This is a genomic window from Pseudomonas sp. P7759 (assembly GCF_013386445.1).
GTDB classification, from domain to species: domain Bacteria; phylum Pseudomonadota; class Gammaproteobacteria; order Pseudomonadales; family Pseudomonadaceae; genus Aquipseudomonas; species Aquipseudomonas azotoformans_A.
Window position 1 is genome coordinate 35,869 of the sequence record NZ_JACART010000014.1, and the last position, 19,638, is coordinate 55,506.

Consider the following 19,638-nt stretch of genomic DNA (forward strand, 5'->3'; position numbering starts at 1 on the left):
GCATGACGCAGACATTGAGTACCACGCTGCTGATCATCGGCGGCGGCCCTGGCGGTTATGTGGCAGCGATCCGTGCCGGGCAACTGGGCATTCCGACCATCCTGGTGGAAGGCCAGGCGCTCGGCGGCACCTGCCTGAATATCGGCTGCATCCCGTCCAAGGCCTTGATCCACGTGGCCGAGCAGTTCCAGCAAACCATCCACCACAGCCAGGGTTCGCAACTGGGCATTGAAGTGGATGTGCCGACCCTGGATATCCGCAAAAGCGTGGAATGGAAAGACGGCATCGTGGATCGCCTGACCACGGGCGTCGCCGCCTTGCTGAAGAAGCACAAGGTGCAGGTGATCAACGGTTGGGCCACGGTGGTGGACGGCAAGACCGTCGACGTCGGCGACCAGCGCATCCGGTGCGAGCACTTGCTGCTGGCCACCGGTTCGAAAAGCGTCAACCTGCCGATGCTGCCGATTGGCGGGCCGATCATCTCCTCCACCGAAGCCCTTGCGCCGAAAAGCGTGCCTAAGCGCCTGATCGTGGTAGGCGGCGGTTATATCGGCCTGGAACTGGGTATCGCCTACCGCAAGCTCGGCGCCGAGGTCAGTGTGGTCGAGGCGCAGGATAGGATCCTGCCGGCCTATGACGCGGAGCTGACGCAGCCGGTGAACGAATCCCTCAAGCAACTGGGCGTGAAGCTGTACCTCAAGCACAGCGTCACCGGTTTTGCCGATGGCAGCCTGCAAGTACGCGACCCGAATGGCGACACCCTGTCGTTGGCAACCGACCAGGTGCTGGTCGCCGTCGGTCGCAAACCCAACACCCAGGGTTGGAACCTTGAAGCGTTGAACCTGGAGATGAACGGCGCGGCGATCAAGATCGACAGCCGCTGCCAGACCAGCATGCGCAACGTGTACGCCATCGGCGACCTGAGCGGCGAGCCAATGCTCGCGCACCGCGCCATGGCCCAGGGCGAAATGGTCGCCGAACTGATCAGCGGCAAGTCCCGCGAATTCAACCCGGCCGCGATCCCGGCGGTGTGCTTCACCGACCCGGAACTGGTGGTGGTCGGCAAGACCCCGGACGAAGCCAAGGCCGCCGGATTGGACTGCATCGTCTCAAGCTTCCCGTTCGCGGCCAATGGCCGGGCGATGACCCTGGAGTCGAAAACCGGCTTCGTACGGGTAGTGGCGCGGCGTGACAACCACCTGATCGTCGGCTGGCAGGCCGTGGGGGTGGGTGTCTCCGAGCTGTCCACCGCCTTTGGCCTGAGCCTGGAAATGGGATCGCGCCTGGAGGACGTGGCGGGCACCATCCACGCCCACCCGACCCTTGGTGAAGCGGTGCAGGAATCCGCGCTGCGGGCGCTGGGGCATGCGTTGCACCTTTGAGGGGGTGCTAAGGCACCGGCTAATGAAGTATTGTTGCGCCCATCCAGAAAAAAACCGACTTGACCAACGATAGAGGGTGTCATGGGTAACGAAAGCATCAATTGGGACAAGCTGGGTTTTGACTACATCAAGACCGACAAGCGGTTTCTCCAGGTCTGGAAAAACGGCGAATGGCAAGAAGGCACCCTGACCGACGACAACGTGCTGCACATCAGCGAGGGCTCCACCGCCCTGCACTACGGCCAGCAATGCTTTGAAGGCCTCAAGGCCTACCGCTGCAAGGACGGTTCGATCAACCTGTTCCGCCCGGACCAGAACGCCGCCCGCATGCAACGCAGCTGCGCGCGCCTGCTGATGCCGCATGTGCCGACCGACGTGTTCATCGATGCCTGCAAACAAGTGGTCAAGGCCAACGAACATTTCATCCCGCCGTACGGCAGCGGCGGCGCGCTGTACCTGCGCCCGTTCGTTATCGGCACCGGTGACAACATCGGCGTGCGCACCGCGCCGGAGTTCATCTTCTCCGTGTTCTGCATCCCGGTCGGCGCCTACTTCAAAGGCGGCCTGGTGCCGCACAATTTCCAGATCTCCACCTTCGACCGCGCCGCGCCACAAGGCACCGGTGCCGCCAAGGTCGGTGGCAACTACGCCGCCAGCCTGATGCCAGGTTCCGAAGCGAAGAAAGCCGGCTTTGCCGACGCGATCTACCTGGACCCGATGACCCATTCGAAAATCGAAGAAGTCGGCTCGGCCAACTTCTTCGGGATCACCCACGACAACCAGTTCATCACGCCGAAGTCGCCTTCGGTGCTGCCAGGCATCACTCGCCTGTCGCTGATCGAACTGGCCAAGACCCGCCTGGGCCTGGACGTGGTCGAGGGCGAAGTGTTCATCGACAAACTGGACCAATTCAAGGAAGCCGGCGCCTGCGGTACCGCTGCGGTGATCTCGCCCATCGGCGGCATCCAGTACAACGGCAAGCTGCACGTGTTCCACAGCGAGACCGAAGTCGGCCCGATCACCCAGAAGCTCTACAAAGAGCTGACCGGTGTGCAGACCGGTGACGTTGAAGCGCCGCAAGGCTGGATCGTCAAGGTCTAAGCAACCCTGAAAAAACCCGCCAGATGGCGGGTTTTTTATTGTTCCGGGATATTCACCGTGATCTTCTTGCCCATGCTGATCCTCGGCTCCACCCCATACCCCAACGCCTCGTAGAACCCCACCACCGCATCATTGCCGCCAGTGATCTGCAGGTTGACCTTCATGCAACCCAAGGCGGTCAATGCCTGTTCCGCATGACGCACCAGTGAAGACCCCAAGCCATGGCGCCGATAGTCGGCGTGCACCGCCACCGAATACAGCCAGCCACGGTGCCCGTCGTAACCGGCCAGAATCGTTCCGATCACCGTCTTTTTATCCGTGGCCACGAAGAACAACCCATCGTTGACGGCCAACTTCTTATCGATCGCCAGGGTGGGTACATTATGGGCAGTCTCATAGCCAAAGGCCTGCTGCCATAACGCAACCACTTGCACCCGATGCTGGCGGTCGCGATACGGTCCGATGGGATGCCGGGACAGCAGCGCCTTTTCCATCACCAGCGTGCGTTCATTGCCGTGATAGACATCACGCACGGTGTTAAACCCCAGCTTGGTGTAGAACGGCTCGGCGGTCAGTGATGACGGCACGCTCAATACCGTCACCCCGGCCTCACGGGCGCGCAACTCGATTTCGATCATCAGCAGCCGGCCAATGCCTTGCCCTTGCAGCGCCGGATTGACGAACACCGAGCGCACCACGTTGGCGTCGAGGGCGGCGGTGGCGACGATCACTTGATCTTGAATGGCCACGAGCACCAGGCGGCGCTTGAGCAAGATCAACACCGCATCCGGCGTGAAATTACTCGCCACCCGCGCAATCACATCCGCCGGGTAATCCCGCGCATTGCTACTGTGCAAGGCCGCCAGGATGACCTGGCTGATCCCTTCGGCATCGGCTGCCTGGGCGAGACGAACGGCGGTAGACATGATTCCTCCTGGCTGACGGCGTTTTAACAACCCGCACAATACCAATTTTGACCTGCGCCCGCCCGAACAGCCGATTCGGCTGCCCTACCCCACTTTTCAGCTTTCCCGGCTGAGCCGCCCTTAGGTTTCAGCCGGGATTCATCCGCCATACCGCACAAAATAGCCCCACAGCTCAACCCCATGGATTCGTGCACCCATGCAAACCACCAATACCGTCTTGATGATTCGCCCGGCGCGCTTTGCCTTCAACCCGGACACCGCGATCAACAACCGCTTCCAACGCCAGCCCCTCGACCCCCTCAGCGCACAGCAGAAAGCGCTGGAAGAATTCGACGGCTATGTCGATACCCTGCGCCAGCACGGCGTCGAAGTCCTGGTGGTGCAAGACACGCCGGCGCCTCATACGCCCGATTCGATCTTCCCCAATAACTGGTGGAGCAGCCACGCCGACGGCAGCCTGGTGCTGTACCCGATGGAAGGCCAGAACCGACGACTGGAGCGCAACAAAGGCGTGCTGCAAGTGTTGGAGCAACGCTTCGCGATCAACAGCACCATCGACCTCAGCCACCTGGAACAACAGAACATCTTCCTCGAAGGCACCGGCAGCATGGTGCTCGACCGCCAGCATCGCATCAGCTACGCCTGCCACTCCGGGCGCACCCACCACGACGCCCTGCGCCAGTTCGCCGAACGCCTCGATTACCAGCTCTGTGTGTTCCACGCCGTCGACCGCCATCACGCGCCGATCTACCACAGCAACGTGATGATGAGCGTCGGTCGCGACCTTTCGGTGGTGTGCCTGCAAGCCCTGCCGGACGCCAGCGAACGCCAGGCCCTGGAACGCTCCCTGCGCGACACCGGCAAAGACATCCTCGCCCTCGACTTCGACCAGTTGGAGGCCTTCGCCGGCAACATGCTCGAAGTGCATGACCGCGACGGCCAGCCGCTGCTGGTGATGTCGGCCAGCGCCTGGGGCGCCCTGCAACCCGCGCAGCGCGTGCATGTGGAACGCCATACGCGCCCGGTGGTGGTGAACATCGACAACATCGAACGCATCGGCGGCGGCAGTGCCCGCTGCATGCTGGCGGAAGTGCACCTGCCCGCCCGCGCCACCGTCCAATAACTCAAGGAGTCTTGCCATGACCCGCTATATCGACGTCAACGACCTCTGCTACCTGGTCTCGCAAAAAGGCCTGCAAACCTGTATCACCGAAATGGCCGAGTACATCCGTGCCGACTACCTGCGCTGGCAGGATTTCGAAAAATGCGCGCGCCTGGCCAACCACTCGGCGGACGGCGTAATCGAACTGATGCCGGTGTCCGACGCGTCGCTGTACGCGTTCAAATACGTCAACGGCCACCCGAAAAACACCCTGGCCGGCATGCTCACCGTGATGGCCTTCGGTGCCCTGGGCGATGTGGACACCGGCCTGCCGGTGCTGCTGGCAGAAATGACCTTGACCACCGCGATTCGCACCGCCGCCACCTCGGCGCTGGTCGCCCGCTACCTGGCCCGCGACAACAGCCGCAGCATGGCGCTGATCGGCAACGGCTCCCAGAGCGAGTTCCAGGCCCTGGCCTTCCACGCCATGCTCGGCATCAATGAGATCCGCCTGTTCGATATCGACGCCAAGGCCACCGCCAAGCTGGCGGCCAACCTCAAGGCGTTCCCGGCGATCAAGGTGATCCTGGCCGGCAGCGTCGCCGAAGCGGTGAAAGGCGCGGACATCGTCACCACAGTCACCGCCGACAAGGCCTACGCCACCATCCTGACAGACGAGATGATCGAGCCCGGCATGCACCTCAACGCCGTCGGCGGCGACTGCCCCGGCAAGACCGAGCTGGACCGACGTATCGTCGAGCGCGCGCGGGTGATCGTGGAGTACGAGCCGCAAAGCCGCATCGAAGGTGAAATCCAGCACATGCCGGAAGACTCGCCCGTCACCGAACTGTGGCAAGTGATCAACGGCCAACAGCCCGGCCGCGAAAATGCGCGCCAGGTCACTCTGTTCGACTCGGTGGGTTTTGCCATCGAAGACTACTCGGCCCTGCGTTATGTGCTGGACGTGGCCAAGGCCCTGGATGTAGGCAGCGATCTTGAGTTGGTGCCGGACCTGGCCGACCCGAAAGACCTGTTCGCTCGCCTGGCCCAGCAGCCTCGGCTACAGCAGAAAAAGCGCGCCTGAGAACGCTCTGGCCTGCCGCTTTGAGCTGAGGGCGGGCCAGATTCACCGTAGTGAAAAGCCGATTCAGCGGGTGACTCAGCCGATTCCGCTGCATTGTCGGTTTTAACAGCGCAATTCGCGCTTTATGTGAGGGGTAAACGACACAAAAAACGCACCACCTTGGAGCATTCTCTCCCACCAATAAAAACGATTTGTTTCAACTCGATTACTGCCCTGACATCAATTACAAAATATAGGGACTCCACATGACTCCACTGCGATCACTCTTCGCCGCATTGCTGTTGCCACTCTGCGCCACCGCCGCCCACGCCCAGGACTGGAAAGAAATCCGCTTCGGCGTATTCCCCGAATATCCCCCCTTCGAATCCGTCGCCGCCGACGGCAGCCTGCAAGGCTTCGATATCGAACTGGGCAACGCCATCTGCGCCAAGCTGGAAGTGAAATGCACCTGGGTGCACAACGAATTCGACGGCATGATCCCGGCCCTGCGCGCACGCAAGTTCGACGCGATCATGTCCTCCATGGCCGTAACCCCGGCCCGCGAAAAGATCATCGACTTCAGTGACCGCCTGTTCCTCAGCCCGACCTCGGTGATTACGCGCAAAAGTGCCGACTTCGGCGACACGCCGGAATCGCTGAAGGGCAAGCAAGTCGGCGTATTGCAGGGCTCGCTGCAAGAGGCCTATGCCCGTGCGCACCTGGCCAAGCTCGGCGCGCAGATCAAAGCGTACCAGTCCCAGGACCAGAACTACGCCGACCTGCAAAACGGCCGCCTCGACGCGACCCTGACCGACAAGCTCGAAGCCCAGCTCAACTTCCTGTCCAAACCCGAAGGCGCCGACTTCAAGACCGGCCCGGCCTTCAAGGACCCGACCTTGCCCCTGGACATCGCCATGGGCTTGCGCAAGAACGATCAGGAACTGCGGGCGCTGATCAACAAGGGCATCGCTGCTGTGCAGGCGGATGGGACTTATGCCCAGATCCAGAAGAAATACTTCGGTGATCAGGACATCTACCACGAATAGCAGCCTCGTCCTTGTGTGGGAGCTGGCTTGCCTGCTCCCACAATCAACCTGTGCGCTCCTTCGAGATCTACCCCATGAACGACCTCCTCAACCTGCAAGGCTACGGCCCCATGCTGGCCCAAGGCGCCTGGATGACCCTCAAACTGTCATTCCTTGCCTTGGCCCTGAGCCTCGCCCTGGGCCTGATCGCCGCCGGCGCCAAGCTCTCCCGCGCCAAATGGCTGCGCGTGCCGGCCACGCTCTACACCACCTTGATCCGCAGCGTGCCGGACCTGGTGCTGATCCTGCTGATCTTCTACAGCCTGCAACTGTGGCTCAACGACCTGAGCGAAATGTTCGGCTGGAACTACTTTGAAATCGACCCGTTCACCGCCGGGGTGGTCACCCTTGGGTTTATCTACGGCGCGTATTTCACCGAGAACTTCCGGGGCGCGATCCTCAGCGTGCCGGCCGGCCAACTGGAAGCGGCAACCGCCTACGGCCTGAGCCGCTGGCAGCGCTTTCACCTGGTGCTGTTCCCGCAACTGATGCGTTTTGCCCTGCCAGGCCTGGGCAATAACTGGCTGGTGCTGCTCAAGTCCACGGCGCTGGTGTCGATCATCGGCCTGTCGGACCTGGTCAAGGCCGCACAAAATGCCGGCAAAACCACCAACGAGCCGTTGTACTTCCTGATCCTCGCCGGCCTGGTGTACCTGGTGATCACCACCTTGTCCAACCGCATCTTCAAGCGCCTCGAACGGCGCTACAACCTCGGCATCAAGGGGATGGCGCGATGATCGAACTGTTCCAGCAATACGGCCTGGCCTATCTGTTCAGCGATGGCGCGGGGTTGTCCGGCGTCGCCATGACCCTGTGGCTGTTCATCATCTCGGTGGTGTTCGGCTTCATCCTGTCGATTCCGCTGGCACTGGCACGCGTCTCCGAGCACGTCTGGCTGCGCTGGCCGGTAGAGGTCTATACCTACCTGTTTCGCGGCACGCCGCTGTATATCCAGCTGCTGATTTGCTACACCGGGCTGTACAGCCTGGAAGTGGTGCAGGACAACGCCCTGCTCAACCAGTTTTTCCGCAACGCGCTGAACTGCACGCTGCTGGCCTTTGTGCTCAACACCTGCGCCTACACCGTGGAAATCTTCGCCGGGGCGATCCGCAATATTCCCCATGGCGAAATCGAAGCGGCCCGCGCCTATGGCCTGCATGGCTGGCGCTTGAACCTGTTCGTGGTGGTACCGGCCGCGCTGCGCCGCGCATTGCCGGCCTACAGCAATGAAATGATCCTGATGCTGCATGCCACCTCCCTGGCGTTTACCGCCACCGTGGCCGACATCCTCAAAGTGGCCCGCGATGCCAATGCCGAAACCTTCCTGACGTTCCAGGCCTTCGGCATCGCGGCCCTGCTCTACATGCTGCTGTCCTTTGCGCTGGTGGGCCTGTTCCGACTGGCCGAACGTCGCTGGATGCGTTTTCTTGTTCCTACCCGAGGCTAACCCATGAATCAGTCCGCGCAGGCCCTGGCCGCTTATCCCGTTGACGAACCCGTTGCCAAACCCGCTACCGCCGCCATCAAGCTGCAAGTCGAAGGCATCCACAAACGCTACGGCGAACACGAAGTGCTCAAGGGGGTGTCCCTGAATGCGCGCCAGGGCGATGTGATCAGCCTGATCGGCGCCAGCGGCTCGGGCAAAAGCACGATGCTGCGCTGCATCAATTTCCTCGAACAGCCCGACGCCGGGGTGATCACCCTGGACGGCATCAGCATCGAAATGCGCCAGGGCCGTGCCGGCACCCGTGCGCCGCATCAAGCGCAGTTGCAGAACCTGCGCACACGCCTGGCCATGGTGTTCCAGCATTTCAACCTGTGGAGCCACATGACCGTGCTGGAAAACATCACCATGGCTCCGCGCCGGGTGCTGGGCGTGAGCGCCGCCGAGGCGGAAAAACGCGCGCGCCTGTACTTGGACAAGGTCGGCCTGCCGGGCCGCGTGGCGGATCAGTACCCGGCGTTTCTCTCCGGCGGCCAACAACAGCGCGTCGCGATTGCGCGGGCCTTGGCGATGGAGCCAGAGATTATCCTCTTCGATGAACCGACTTCCGCACTCGACCCAGAGCTTGTAGGAGAAGTACTCAAAGTCATACAGACGTTGGCCGAGGAAGGTCGTACCATGCTGATGGTCACCCACGAAATGGGCTTTGCCCGCCAGGTGTCCAGCCAAGTGCTGTTCTTGCACCAGGGCCGGGTTGAGGAGCACGGCGACGCCAGGATCCTCGACCACCCCAACAGCGAACGCTTGCAGCAATTTCTTTCCAACCGTTTGAAGTGAAACCCATGGATACCAAGGCCAACGGACCCCATTCCTCCCCCGCGCTGGACCGCATCGATGAAGCCATCATCGAAGTGCTGCGCCACCAAGGGCGTATCACCTACGAAAAGCTCTCGTCGCTGGTGCACCTCACGCCCAGGCCCTGCCTGGAACGGGTGCGCAAGCTGGAGCGGCGCGGGGTGATCCGTGGGTATGGGGCGATCATCGATGTGCAGATGGTTTCGCCAGGCCTGTCGTTGCTGGTGCTGGTGGCCTTGTCCAACCAGAGCGGGCGCTCGGCGCAAAAGGCCTTCGAAGCCTGCGTCAAGGCTTGCCCGCAGGTGTTCGAATGCCAGTTGATCAGCGGCCCGTTTGACTACAGCCTGCGCATGCGCTGCCGGGACATGGAGCATTACCGGGTGCTGACGGAGACCTGGTTGAACAATGATGAGTTGCACATCGATAAGTTGGTGGCACATCCGGAATTGGCGGTGGTGAAAAACACCGCCACCGAACTGGCCTGAGCAAGCGCCACTCAGGCCGCCAGCTTGCCGCTGGCGATGGCCGCAGAAGCCGCGACCATCGCCTTTAGCAGCACCGCACACCCCGCCGCCAGATCATCCGGGGCGGCGTTTTCAATTTCGTTGTGGCTGATGCCGCCCTCGCACGGCACAAAAATCATGCCCGCCGGGCCCAGTTCGGCCACGAAGATCGCGTCATGCCCTGCCCCACTGACGATGTCCATGTTCGACAAGCCCAGGCTATTGGCGGCCTCCCGCACTGCGTCGACGCAGCCCTTATCGAAATACAGCGGCGGAAAATCGGCCGTGGGTTCCATCTCGAAGCTCAAGCCATGCTTGGCACAGGTGTCTTCAATCACCTTGCGCACCTGGGCAATCATCGAGTCCAATCGCGCCGGCTCCAGATGACGAAAGTCCAGGGTCATGCGCACCTCACCAGGAATCACGTTGCGCGAGCCGGGGTAAGCCTGCAGGCAACCGACGGTGCCGCAGGCATGGGGTTGATGCCCAAGCGCCGCCGCATTCACCGCCGCCACCACCGCCGCCGCGCCCACCAGAGCATCCTTGCGCAGGTGCATCGGCGTCGGCCCCGCATGGGCCTCGACGCCGCGCAGTTTCAGGTCGAACCACTTCTGCCCGAGGGCACCCAGCACCACGCCGATGGTTTTTTTCTCGTCCTCAAGGATCGGCCCCTGTTCGATGTGCGCCTCGAAATAAGCACCCACCTTGTGCCCGCTGACCGGCCGCGCGCCCGCGTAGCCAATCGCGTTCAGCGCATCGCCCACGCTGACGCCGTCCGCATCGACCTTGGCCAACGTATCGGCGAGGGTGAACTTCTCGGCGAACACGCCCGAGCCCATCATGCACGGCGGAAAACGCGAGCCCTCTTCGTTGGTCCACACCACCACTTCCAACGGCGCCTCGGTTTCTACGTTCAGGTCGTTGAGGGTGCGCAGTACTTCCACACCCGCCAGCACGCCGAAGCAACCGTCGAACTTGCCGCCGGTGGGCTGGGTGTCGATGTGGCTGCCGGTCATCACCGGCGGCAGGTTCGGATTACGCCCCGGACGACGGGCGAAGATGTTGCCGATGCCATCCACGGTCACCGTGCAGCCGGCCTCTTCGCACCACTGCACGAACAGGTCGCGGGCCTTGCGATCCAGGTCGGTGAGGGCCAGGCGACACACACCGCCCTTGGGCGTGGCGCCGAGCTTGGCCAGGTCCATCAGCGACTGCCACAGGCGGTCGCGGTTGATTTGCAGGACGTCGAGGGCAGCGTTCATGAGTGATCTCCTCAGGCTGGTTTTTTCTTATGGATTGACGGCAACCGGGCTGGTCCCGCGCTTGGCATTCAGGCCGTAGTACAACAGGCCGCCCAACGCCGAGCCGGTAAACCAGCCGTAGCTGTAGAACCAGCTGAACGCATCGCTGCCCAGGGACAGCAAGGTCAGCACCACCGGCACACCGAACGCGATGAAACCGCTCCAGTTCCATGCCGGGTACACGTCGTCGCGGTACAGGCCGGCCAGGTCGAGTTGTTGTTTACGGGTGATGAAGTAGTCCACCACCATGATCCCGGCAATGGGCCCCAGCAGGCTTGAATAGCCCAGCAACCAGTTGGAATACACGGTTTCCAGGCTTACGTCGGACACGATCAGGCCGAGTTTTTTCAGCAACTCATGACCCATCAGCGCCAGCCCCACCAGACCGGTCAGGATCACTGCCGTGGTGCGGTTGATCAGCTTGGGCGCGATGTTCTGGAAGTCATTGGTGGGCGACACAATGTTCGCCGCCGTGTTGGTGGACAAGGTCGCGATGATGATCAACGCCATCGCGATGGCCACCCACACCGGGCTCTGGATATGCCCGATCAGGGTCACCGGGTCGGACACGCTGACCCCCACCAGTTTCACCGACGCGGCGGTCATGATCACGCCAAGGGCGGCGAACAGGAACATGGTCAGCGGCAGGCCGAAGATCTGCCCGAGGATCTGGTCCTTCTGGCTGTTGGCGTAACGGCTGAAGTCCGGGATATTCAGCGACAAGGTGGCCCAGAAACCCACCATCGCGGTGAGACCGGCCATGAAGTAACCGGTGAGGCTCGCGCCTTCCGGGCGTTTCGGCGGGATCGCCATCAACTCACTGATGGATACATTGGGCATCGCCCACACCAGCAGGCCAATGCCCACCGCCACCAGCAACGGCGCCGACAGGGTCTCCAGGCGCTTGATCGACTCGGCGCCACGCAGCACCACCCACAGATTCAGGCACCAGAAAATCATGAAGCCGATCACTTCACCAGTGCCGCCAAGGGACTTCCAGCCCTCGAAGATCGAGCCGAGAAACAGGTGAATCGCCAGCCCGCCGAACATCGTCTGGATACCAAACCAGCCACAGGCCACCAGCGCGCGGATCAGGCATGGCACGTTGGAACCGAGGATGCCGAACGACGAGCGCAGCAGCACCGGAAACGGTATGCCGTACTTGGTGCCGGGGAAGGCATTGAGGGTCAGCGGGATCAACACCACTATGTTCGCCAGCAAGATCGCCATCAGCGCCTCGCCCACCGACAAGCCGAAATACGCGGTGAGCACCCCGCCCAAGGTGTAGGTGGGCACGCAGATGGACATGCCGACCCACAGCGCGGTGATGTGCCACTTGTTCCAGGTGCGTTCGTGCACCTTGGTCGGTGCCATGTCGTGGTTGTAGCGCGGACTGTCGAGGACGTCGGGGCCGGCGTCGAGTTCGTACAGGCCGTTGCGCTCAATGACTTGCGATCTGTTCTGTTGCATGGCCGCTCCACGGTTTTTTCGAATTATTTTTGCTCACCTGCACGGTGTGTGCCGGTGGCCGGAGTACCTCGTAAACAACATGACATCACGGGCCCGGCCAGCCGCCACTGCACTCAATATCCGTGCCGACAACCGTTACCGCACCCGCACCGCTTATATAACTCGCTGATGTTTATCAGCTTTCCGAGTGAGCCTGCGGTACTTGCCACGTTACTCAGGCTAGATAACGTGGAAGTTGCCCGAACTGTCAGGACTCAATCTGGTGCAACACAATTATTTTTATTTCCCTGCCCCGTCAAGAGGCAAGTCTCAAGCGTCTGATTTGCAATAAGAAATGTTGCTCAATTTAAGAACCTGTCAAGTGCGTCAAAATGGTGATAGCACGCTACATTTTGGTGACTTTCTATTTTTATTCATATAAATCAAATAGTTAATTCAGATATAAGCTTATGAAAAATCTTCTTGCCCAATCTAAAAACTCGGGCTAGTTTCTATTCCTGTCACCGATGACAGGAATTAACTGACCCTCGGTAAGCAGCATTACAACACTTAGAACTGGCACAAGCCGGTCAAGCCTGTGAGGAACTCGACATGTCGCTGTTGATCCGTGGCGCCACCGTTATTACCCATGATGAAAGTTACCGCGCCGATGTGTTATGCGCAGGCGGTCTAATCCGGGCTATTGGTACGAATCTGGATATTCCCGCCGGCACTGAAATACTCGATGGCAGCGGCCAATACCTGATGCCCGGCGGCATCGACCCCCATACCCATATGCAACTGCCCTTCATGGGCACGGTGGCCAGTGAAGACTTTTTCAGTGGCACGGCGGCAGGCCTGGCGGGCGGCACCACGTCGATCATCGACTTTGTGATTCCCAACCCGCAGCAATCCCTGTTGGAAGCGTTTCACCAGTGGCGTGGCTGGGCGGAAAAATCCGCCTCGGACTACGGCTTCCACGTGGCGATCACGTGGTGGAGCGAACAGGTGCGTGAGGAAATGGCCGAGCTGGTCAGCCACCACGGCATCAACAGCTTCAAGCATTTCATGGCCTACAAGAACGCGATCATGGCGGCGGACGACACCCTCGTCGCCAGTTTCGAACGCTGCCTGGAACTGGGCGCGGTGCCCACCGTGCACGCGGAAAACGGCGAGCTGGTGTACCACCTGCAACGCAAGCTGATGGCCCAAGGCATTACCGGGCCCGAGGCGCATCCGCTGTCGCGCCCTTCGCAAGTCGAAGGCGAAGCGGCCAGCCGCGCCATTCGCATCGCCGAGACCATCGGCACGCCGCTCTACTTGGTACACGTATCCACCCAGGAAGCGCTGGATGAAATCACCTACGCCCGCAGCAAAGGCCAGCCGGTCTACGGCGAAGTGCTGGCCGGCCACTTGTTGCTGGACGACAGCGTCTACCAGCACCCGGACTGGCAAACCGCCGCCGGTTACGTGATGAGCCCGCCGTTCCGTCCACGCGGGCACCAGGAAGCGCTGTGGCATGGCCTGCAATCCGGCAACCTGCACACCACCGCCACCGATCACTGCTGCTTCTGCGCCGAGCAGAAAGCCGCCGGCCGTGACGACTTCAGCAAGATCCCCAACGGCACCGCCGGCATCGAAGACCGCATGGCGCTGCTGTGGGATGAAGGGGTCAACACCGGCCGTTTGTCGATGCAGGAGTTTGTCGCGCTGACCTCCACCAACACCGCGAAGATCTTCAACCTCTACCCGCGCAAAGGCGCGATCCGCGTGGGTGCGGATGCCGACCTGGTGCTATGGGACCCCGAGGGTACGCGGACCATTTCCGCCAAGACTCACCACCAGAAAGTCGATTTCAACATCTTCGAAGGCAAGACCGTGCGCGGCGTGCCGAGCCACACCATCAGCCAGGGCAAGCTGGTCTGGGCCGATGGCGACCTGCGCGCCGAGCGCGGTGCCGGGCGGTATGTGGAGCGGCCGACGTATCCGCCGGTGTTTGAGCAGTTGAGCAAGCGGGCTGCGCATTCCAAGCCAGTGGCTGTGAAACGCTGAAGCCGCCTTCGGGAGCAAGCCCCCTCCCACATTTGATCGGGTTCACACAGTTCAAATGTGGGAGCTGGCTTGCCTGCGATGAGGCCAGTACAGGCAACACAAAAACCAATGCCCATCAGAGGCAGCACCTCAATAACCGTGAGGCCAACACCGTGATCCAGACCCTGACCCACCTCCCCCATCCCGCTGAGGATGGACCGACGCTCGCCAGTCATTTCACCGACCTGGCGCCACCGCTCAACGCCCGGCAAGCCCAACTGGAAGCCTCGCGCTGCCTGTATTGCTACGACGCGCCGTGCGTGAATGCATGCCCCAGCGAGATCGACATCCCGTCGTTCATCCGCAACATCCACACCGAAAACGTGCAAGGCGCCGCGCACAAAATCCTCTCGGCCAACATCCTCGGCGGCAGTTGCGCGCGGGTCTGCCCCACCGAGATTCTGTGCCAGCAGGCGTGTGTGCGTAACAACGCCGAAGAATGCGCCCCAGTGCTGATCGGCCTGTTGCAACGTTATGCCGTCGACAATGCGCACTTCAGCGAACACCCCTTCCACCGCGCCGCCTCTACCGGCAAGCGCATCGCCGTGGTGGGCGCCGGGCCTGCTGGACTCGCGTGCGCCCACCGCAGCGCCTTGCACGGCCATGACGTGGTGATCTTCGAAGCCCGTGAAAAAGCCGGTGGCCTGAATGAATACGGGATCGCCAAGTACAAGCTGGTGGATGACTTCGCGCAGAAGGAGTTGGATTTCCTCCTGCAGATTGGTGGCATCGAGATTCGCCACGGCCAGCGCCTGGGAGACAACCTCACGTTGAGTGAACTGCACCAGCAATTCGATTCGGTGTTCCTCGGCCTCGGCCTGGCCGCCAGCAAACAACTCGGCCTGCCCTTTGAGGACGCCCCCGGCCTGCTTGCCGCCACCGACTACATCCGCGAGTTGCGCCAAGCCGACGACCTGACCCAACTGCCCCTGGCCGATCGCTGCATCGTGCTTGGCGCCGGCAACACCGCCATCGACATGGCCGTGCAGATGGCCCGTCTCGGTGCTCGCGATGTCAACCTTGTGTACCGCCGTGGCTTGGCAGTCATGGGCGCCACTCATCACGAACAGGATATCGCCAAGGCCAACCAGGTGCGCCTGCTGACCTGGGCCCAGCCGGAAGCCGTGCTGCTGGACGATCAGGGCCATGTGCGTGGCATGCGCTTCTTGCGCACACGCATGGAAAACGGCCGTTTGCACCCGACCGGCGAAACCTTCGAACTGGCGGCCGATGCGATCTTCAAGGCCATCGGCCAGGGCTTCGATAACACGGCACTGCACGATCCGCTGGCCCAGCAACTGCAGCGTGTCGGTGAACGGATCTTCGTCGATGAACAGCTGCGCACCAGCATTCCCGGCGTGTACGCGGGTGGCGATTGCGTCAGCCTCGGCCAGGACCTCACCGTGCAGGCGGTGCAACACGGCAAGCTGGCCGCCGAGGCCATGCACGCCCAACTCATGCTGAATGTGGAGGCTGCGTAATGGCCGATCTCTCGATTGTATTTGCCGGCATCAAAGCCCCCAACCCGTTCTGGCTGGCCTCCGCGCCGCCCACCGACAAGGCCTACAACGTGGTGCGCGCCTTCGAAGCCGGCTGGGGCGGCGTGGTGTGGAAAACCCTGGGCGAGGATCCGGCAGCGGTCAACGTGTCGTCACGCTACTCGGCGCATTACGGCGCCAACCGTGAAGTGCTGGGCATCAACAATATCGAGCTGATTACCGACCGCTCGCTGGAGATCAACCTGCGGGAAATCACCCAGGTGAAAAAGGACTGGCCCGACCGCGCGCTGATCGTGTCGCTGATGGTGCCGTGCGTCGAGGAGTCCTGGAAAAACATCCTGCCGCTGGTGGAAGCCACCGGCTGCGACGGTATCGAACTGAACTTCGGTTGCCCCCACGGCATGCCCGAACGCGGCATGGGCGCGGCGGTGGGCCAGGTGCCTGAGTATGTGGAACAGGTGACACGCTGGTGCAAGACGTATTGCTCGCTGCCGGTGATCGTCAAGCTCACGCCGAATATCACCGACATCCGCGTGGCGGCGCGGGCGGCGTATCGTGGGGGGGCGGACGCGGTGTCGTTGATCAACACTATCAACTCCATCACCAGCGTGGACCTGGAACGCATGGTCGCGTTGCCGGTGGTGGGCACGCAAAGCACTCATGGCGGTTATTGCGGCTCGGCGGTCAAGCCGATTGCGCTGAACATGGTCGCCGAAATCGCCCGCGACCCGCAGACCCAAGGCTTGCCGATCTGCGGCATTGGCGGCATCGGCAACTGGCGTGACGCGGCGGAGTTTGTCGCCCTGGGCTGCGGCGCAGTGCAGGTGTGCACGGCGGCGATGCTGCATGGGTTTCGGATTGTGGAGGAGATGAAGGACGGGCTGTCGCGATGGATGGACAGTCAAGGCTACAACAGTCTGCAGGACTTTTCCGGACGTGCGGTGGGCAACACGACAGACTGGAAGTACCTGGACATCAACTATCAGGTGATTGCGAAGATCGATCAGGAGGCCTGCATTGGCTGCGGGCGTTGCCATATTGCCTGTGAGGACACCTCGCACCAGGCCATCGCCAGTTTGAAACAGGCGGATGGCACACATAAATACGAGGTGATCGATGACGAGTGCGTGGGCTGCAACCTGTGCCAGATCACCTGCCCGGTGGCGGACTGTATCGAGATGGTGCCGATGGACACCGGCAAGCCGTTCTTGAATTGGACGCAGGATCCAAGGAATCCCTACCGGGAGGCGGTGTAGTCCTTTAGATCGCTATCGCAGGCAAGCCAACTCCCACATTCGACTGCATTCCTTCAGACAAAATGCGGTGAACTGTGGGAGCTGGCTTGCCTGCGATGAGGCCATCTGCGTCACCCTAAGGCTCAAGGCTCCAACCCAATCCCCCGCAAAATCACGCTCGTCACCGTCTGAATCGCCTTCTCGAACTGCATATCCGACAACGGCTGGTGCTCATTCAGGATCTTCACCTGATGATCAAAGTCGGCATAGTGCTGGGTCGAGGCCCAGATCATGTACAGCAGGCTGGACGGCTCCACCGGCAGGATGCGTTTGTCTTCCACCCACTGGCGAATTTTCGCTTCCTTCATCTTGGCCCAGTCGTACAGGCTTTCATCCAATGCTTCACCGAGGGTCGGCGCGCCATGGATGATTTCATTGGCCCAGACTTTCGACCCGTAGGGCCGGGTACGCGAGCGCTGCATTTTGGCGCGGATGTAACTGCTGAGCACCACCCGTGGGTCATCGAAGGTCTCGAAACTCAAGGCGTCCTGCTTCCAAACTTCCAGCAGGTCGAACAGCACGGCGCTGTACAGCTCGCTCTTGGTGGTGAAGTAGTAATGCAGGTTGGAGCGCGGCAGTTGCACTTCTTCGGCGATATCCGCCATGGCGGTACTGCCATAGCCTTTCTCGGCGAAGATTTTCTCCGCCGCCAGCAGGATTTTTTCGACGTTGACCCGACGAATTCCGATCTTGTGATTGCCCATAAGGGCTCCCTGACAACAACTTGGCTTAAAGACTACCATCGGCTCTAGATCGCGGCGACAGGCCATAATGAAACTTCTGACGCGAACCTTTCCCCTGGAAATGGGATTGGTTAGGATCGCGGTCCCCATGAAGGATCATTGCAATGACTATTCGACCTCGCGTGGCCACCGACGACCCCGTGCTGGGCGCACTCTGGGAGCGCTCGGTGCGGGCCACCCATGATTTCCTCCCCGAGGATGACATTCAACGCCTGCTGCCCCTGGTGCGCGACACCTACCTGCCCATGCCCGCACTGGAGGTGTGGGTGTATGAAGACCAGAACGGCATCGCCGGTTTTATCGGCACCGGCGGGCACAACGTGGAAATGCTGTTCATCGAGCCCGACCGCCGCGGCCAAAGCATCGGCCGCCAGTTGCTGGACCACGCCCGCGCCCGTCACGACACCCTCACGGTGGACGTGAACGAACAAAACCCCCAGGCCGTGGGTTTCTACCTGCATTATGGTTTTATCCAGGTCGCGCGCTCGCCGCTGGATGGCGAAGGCAAGCCCTTTCCCTTGCTGCACATGGCTCTACCGACTCCCTGACCCTGAAGGTATTGAACAATGTTGATCAAGAAAAGCCTCACCACCGTCGCCCTGCTCGCCTCCCTGCTGGGCGCCTCCGCTGCATTTGCCCACGCGCACCTCAAGAGCGCTGAACCGGCAGCCGACAGCAGCGTCGCCGCGCCCAAGGACCTGCGCCTGACCTTCAGCGAAGGCGTCGAGGCCACCTTCACCAAGGTGTCCCTGAGCAAGGACGGCACCGAAGTGGCAATCAAGGGTCTGGAAACACCGGATGCCGACAAGAAAGTCCTGGTCGTCACCCCGGCCGCCCCCTTGGCGGCCGGCAACTACAAAGTGGTGTGGAGCGCGGTCTCGGTCGACACTCATAAGAGCAACGGTGAATACAACTTCAAGGTCGGCCAGTAACCCATGGCAACGCTGCTGGTGCTGTGCCGCTTCCTGCATTTCATCGTCGTGCTGCTGATGTTCGGGGCCTGTGCATTCAGGCCCTGGCTGTTGGGCGCTGAAGCGCAACCGGCGCTGGACCGGCAACTTGAGCGCATCACCCGTGGGCTGGCCTGGCTGGGCTTGTTCTCTGGCGTGGCCTGGCTGCTGCTGATTACCGCCAGCATGGCGGGCAGTTGGGACGCGGCGCTGCAACCGGCCACCGTGCAGTTGGTGCTGGGCAAGACCTTCTTTGGCCAGGTGTGGGTGTGGCACCTGTTGCTGAACCTCTTGCTGGTAATCGTGCTGGCCAAACCCTGGCGGGCATTACGCTTGCCGGTGATCGCGCTGCTGCTGGCAACCTTGGCGCCGGTCGGGCATGGCGCCATGCTCGATGGGCTCAGCGGCCAATTGCTGATCCTCAATCAAGTGGTGCACCTGGTGTGCGTCGGTGCCTGGCTCGGCGGCTTGCTGTTGCTGGTGTTGATCCTCAGGCAATCGCCAGCCCTGGCGCTGGAGCCGATCCTGCGGCGGTTCAGCGGCGTGGGGTATGGCCTGGTCGCCGGTTTGCTGGTGACTGGTTTGATCAATGTGCGTGTACTGACCGGGCAACTATGGCCCACGCCGCTGTTCAACGGGTTCGCGCTAATTCTGTTGGTTAAAGTATTTCTGGTGCTGGGCATGCTGGCGTTGGCGCTGCTGAACCGCCTGCGCGTCGAGCGCTGCGACCAACGCCTGGGCAGTTTGAAATCCAGTGTGATGCTGGAGTGGCTGCTGGGTGTTGCAGCGGTGGCCGCCGTTTCCCTTCTTGGCACCTTGCCTCCCATGGTGATGGCGGCCTGAGTAACT

General features: G+C 61.5%; 19 protein-coding genes. 15 read left to right on the forward strand and 4 right to left on the reverse strand.

Annotation, left to right across the window (positions count from 1 at the left end; translation table 11 throughout):
* Positions 1 to 2 precede the first annotated feature (2 nt).
* Together lpdA and HX823_RS14000 are read left to right on the forward strand one after the other, a co-directional pair.
* Positions 3 to 1,382, forward strand: coding sequence for a dihydrolipoyl dehydrogenase (gene lpdA / locus HX823_RS13995; RefSeq protein ID WP_177075219.1), 1,380 nt, complete (start codon positions 3 to 5; stop codon positions 1,380 to 1,382).
* Positions 1,383 to 1,463: 81 nt separating this feature from the next.
* Positions 1,464 to 2,483: a branched-chain amino acid aminotransferase gene (locus tag HX823_RS14000; RefSeq protein WP_033902025.1), complete on the forward strand. Its 1,020-nt coding sequence runs from the start codon at positions 1,464 to 1,466 to the stop codon at positions 2,481 to 2,483.
* A gap of 35 nt (positions 2,484 to 2,518) precedes the next feature.
* Here HX823_RS14000 and HX823_RS14005 read toward each other — a convergent pair whose 3' ends face one another.
* Positions 2,519 to 3,409, reverse strand: a complete 891-nt coding sequence (locus tag HX823_RS14005; protein WP_177075220.1) for a GNAT family acetyltransferase — start codon at positions 3,407 to 3,409, stop codon at positions 2,519 to 2,521.
* Between the two features lie 196 nt (positions 3,410 to 3,605).
* Between HX823_RS14005 and ctlX the strand changes: the two genes are divergently transcribed.
* The 7 genes from ctlX (at position 3,606) to HX823_RS14040 (ending at position 9,443) form a co-directional block, all read left to right on the forward strand.
* Positions 3,606 to 4,532 (forward strand): citrulline utilization hydrolase CtlX, encoded by a 927-nt coding sequence (gene ctlX, locus HX823_RS14010; RefSeq protein ID WP_177075221.1) that lies wholly within the window; start codon positions 3,606 to 3,608, stop codon positions 4,530 to 4,532.
* A gap of 16 nt (positions 4,533 to 4,548) precedes the next feature.
* Positions 4,549 to 5,595 (forward strand): ornithine cyclodeaminase, encoded by a 1,047-nt coding sequence (locus HX823_RS14015; RefSeq protein ID WP_038843937.1) that lies wholly within the window; start codon positions 4,549 to 4,551, stop codon positions 5,593 to 5,595.
* Between the two features lie 245 nt (positions 5,596 to 5,840).
* Positions 5,841 to 6,620 (forward strand): ABC transporter substrate-binding protein, encoded by a 780-nt coding sequence (locus HX823_RS14020; RefSeq protein WP_177075222.1) that lies wholly within the window; start codon positions 5,841 to 5,843, stop codon positions 6,618 to 6,620.
* Positions 6,621 to 6,694: 74 nt separating this feature from the next.
* The gene (locus HX823_RS14025; RefSeq protein ID WP_177075223.1) at positions 6,695 to 7,396 is read left to right on the forward strand and encodes an ABC transporter permease; all 702 of its coding nucleotides are present in this window, start codon (positions 6,695 to 6,697) and stop codon (positions 7,394 to 7,396) included.
* Entirely contained in the window at positions 7,393 to 8,106 is a 714-nt protein-coding gene (locus HX823_RS14030; RefSeq protein WP_038848717.1) for an ABC transporter permease, read from the forward strand. Before HX823_RS14025 ends, HX823_RS14030 begins: the two co-directional genes overlap by 4 nt.
* A 3-nt stretch (positions 8,107 to 8,109) precedes the next feature.
* Positions 8,110 to 8,940, forward strand: coding sequence for an ABC transporter ATP-binding protein (locus HX823_RS14035; RefSeq protein ID WP_218169793.1), 831 nt, complete (start codon positions 8,110 to 8,112; stop codon positions 8,938 to 8,940).
* A gap of 5 nt (positions 8,941 to 8,945) precedes the next feature.
* Entirely contained in the window at positions 8,946 to 9,443 is a 498-nt protein-coding gene (locus tag HX823_RS14040; protein WP_016974875.1) for an Lrp/AsnC family transcriptional regulator, read from the forward strand.
* 11 nt (positions 9,444 to 9,454) lie between these two features.
* Here the strand turns inward: HX823_RS14040 and HX823_RS14045 are convergent, their stop codons facing one another.
* Both HX823_RS14045 and HX823_RS14050 read right to left on the reverse strand, forming a co-directional pair.
* On the reverse strand, positions 9,455 to 10,723 hold the full coding sequence (locus tag HX823_RS14045; RefSeq protein WP_033902019.1) for a Zn-dependent hydrolase: 1,269 nt from the start codon (positions 10,721 to 10,723) through the stop codon (positions 9,455 to 9,457).
* 27 nt (positions 10,724 to 10,750) lie between these two features.
* Complete coding sequence (locus tag HX823_RS14050; protein ID WP_177075224.1) at positions 10,751 to 12,232, reverse strand: NCS1 family nucleobase:cation symporter-1; 1,482 nt, start codon at positions 12,230 to 12,232, stop codon at positions 10,751 to 10,753.
* A gap of 591 nt (positions 12,233 to 12,823) precedes the next feature.
* On the opposite strand from HX823_RS14050, the gene hydA reads away from it, so the two are divergent.
* From hydA to preA, 3 genes are all read left to right on the forward strand, one after another.
* On the forward strand, positions 12,824 to 14,263 hold the full coding sequence (hydA, locus tag HX823_RS14055; protein WP_033902017.1) for a dihydropyrimidinase: 1,440 nt from the start codon (positions 12,824 to 12,826) through the stop codon (positions 14,261 to 14,263).
* A 152-nt stretch (positions 14,264 to 14,415) separates the two neighbouring features.
* Positions 14,416 to 15,783 (forward strand): NAD(P)-dependent oxidoreductase, encoded by a 1,368-nt coding sequence (locus tag HX823_RS14060; protein WP_177075225.1) that lies wholly within the window; start codon positions 14,416 to 14,418, stop codon positions 15,781 to 15,783.
* Positions 15,783 to 17,057 carry an NAD-dependent dihydropyrimidine dehydrogenase subunit PreA gene (gene preA / locus HX823_RS14065; protein ID WP_177075226.1) on the forward strand — a complete coding sequence of 425 codons (1,275 nt, stop codon included), beginning with the start codon at positions 15,783 to 15,785 and terminating at the stop codon, positions 17,055 to 17,057. The genes HX823_RS14060 and preA overlap by 1 nt, the downstream gene beginning before the upstream one ends.
* Positions 17,058 to 17,179: 122 nt before the next feature.
* Here the strand turns inward: preA and HX823_RS14070 are convergent, their stop codons facing one another.
* Positions 17,180 to 17,800, reverse strand: a complete 621-nt coding sequence (locus HX823_RS14070; RefSeq protein ID WP_010209389.1) for a TetR/AcrR family transcriptional regulator — start codon at positions 17,798 to 17,800, stop codon at positions 17,180 to 17,182.
* A gap of 143 nt (positions 17,801 to 17,943) precedes the next feature.
* On the opposite strand from HX823_RS14070, the gene HX823_RS14075 reads away from it, so the two are divergent.
* From HX823_RS14075 to copD, 3 genes are read left to right on the forward strand one after another with little or no spacing between them, the layout of a single operon-like run.
* Entirely contained in the window at positions 17,944 to 18,387 is a 444-nt protein-coding gene (locus tag HX823_RS14075) for a GNAT family N-acetyltransferase (RefSeq protein WP_177075227.1), read from the forward strand.
* Between the two features lie 18 nt (positions 18,388 to 18,405).
* Complete coding sequence (gene copC, locus HX823_RS14080) at positions 18,406 to 18,771, forward strand: copper homeostasis periplasmic binding protein CopC (protein WP_177075228.1); 366 nt, start codon at positions 18,406 to 18,408, stop codon at positions 18,769 to 18,771.
* Positions 18,772 to 18,774: 3 nt separating this feature from the next.
* Positions 18,775 to 19,632, forward strand: a complete 858-nt coding sequence (gene copD / locus HX823_RS14085) for a copper homeostasis membrane protein CopD (RefSeq protein ID WP_177075229.1) — start codon at positions 18,775 to 18,777, stop codon at positions 19,630 to 19,632.
* Positions 19,633 to 19,638: the final 6 nt, after the last annotated feature.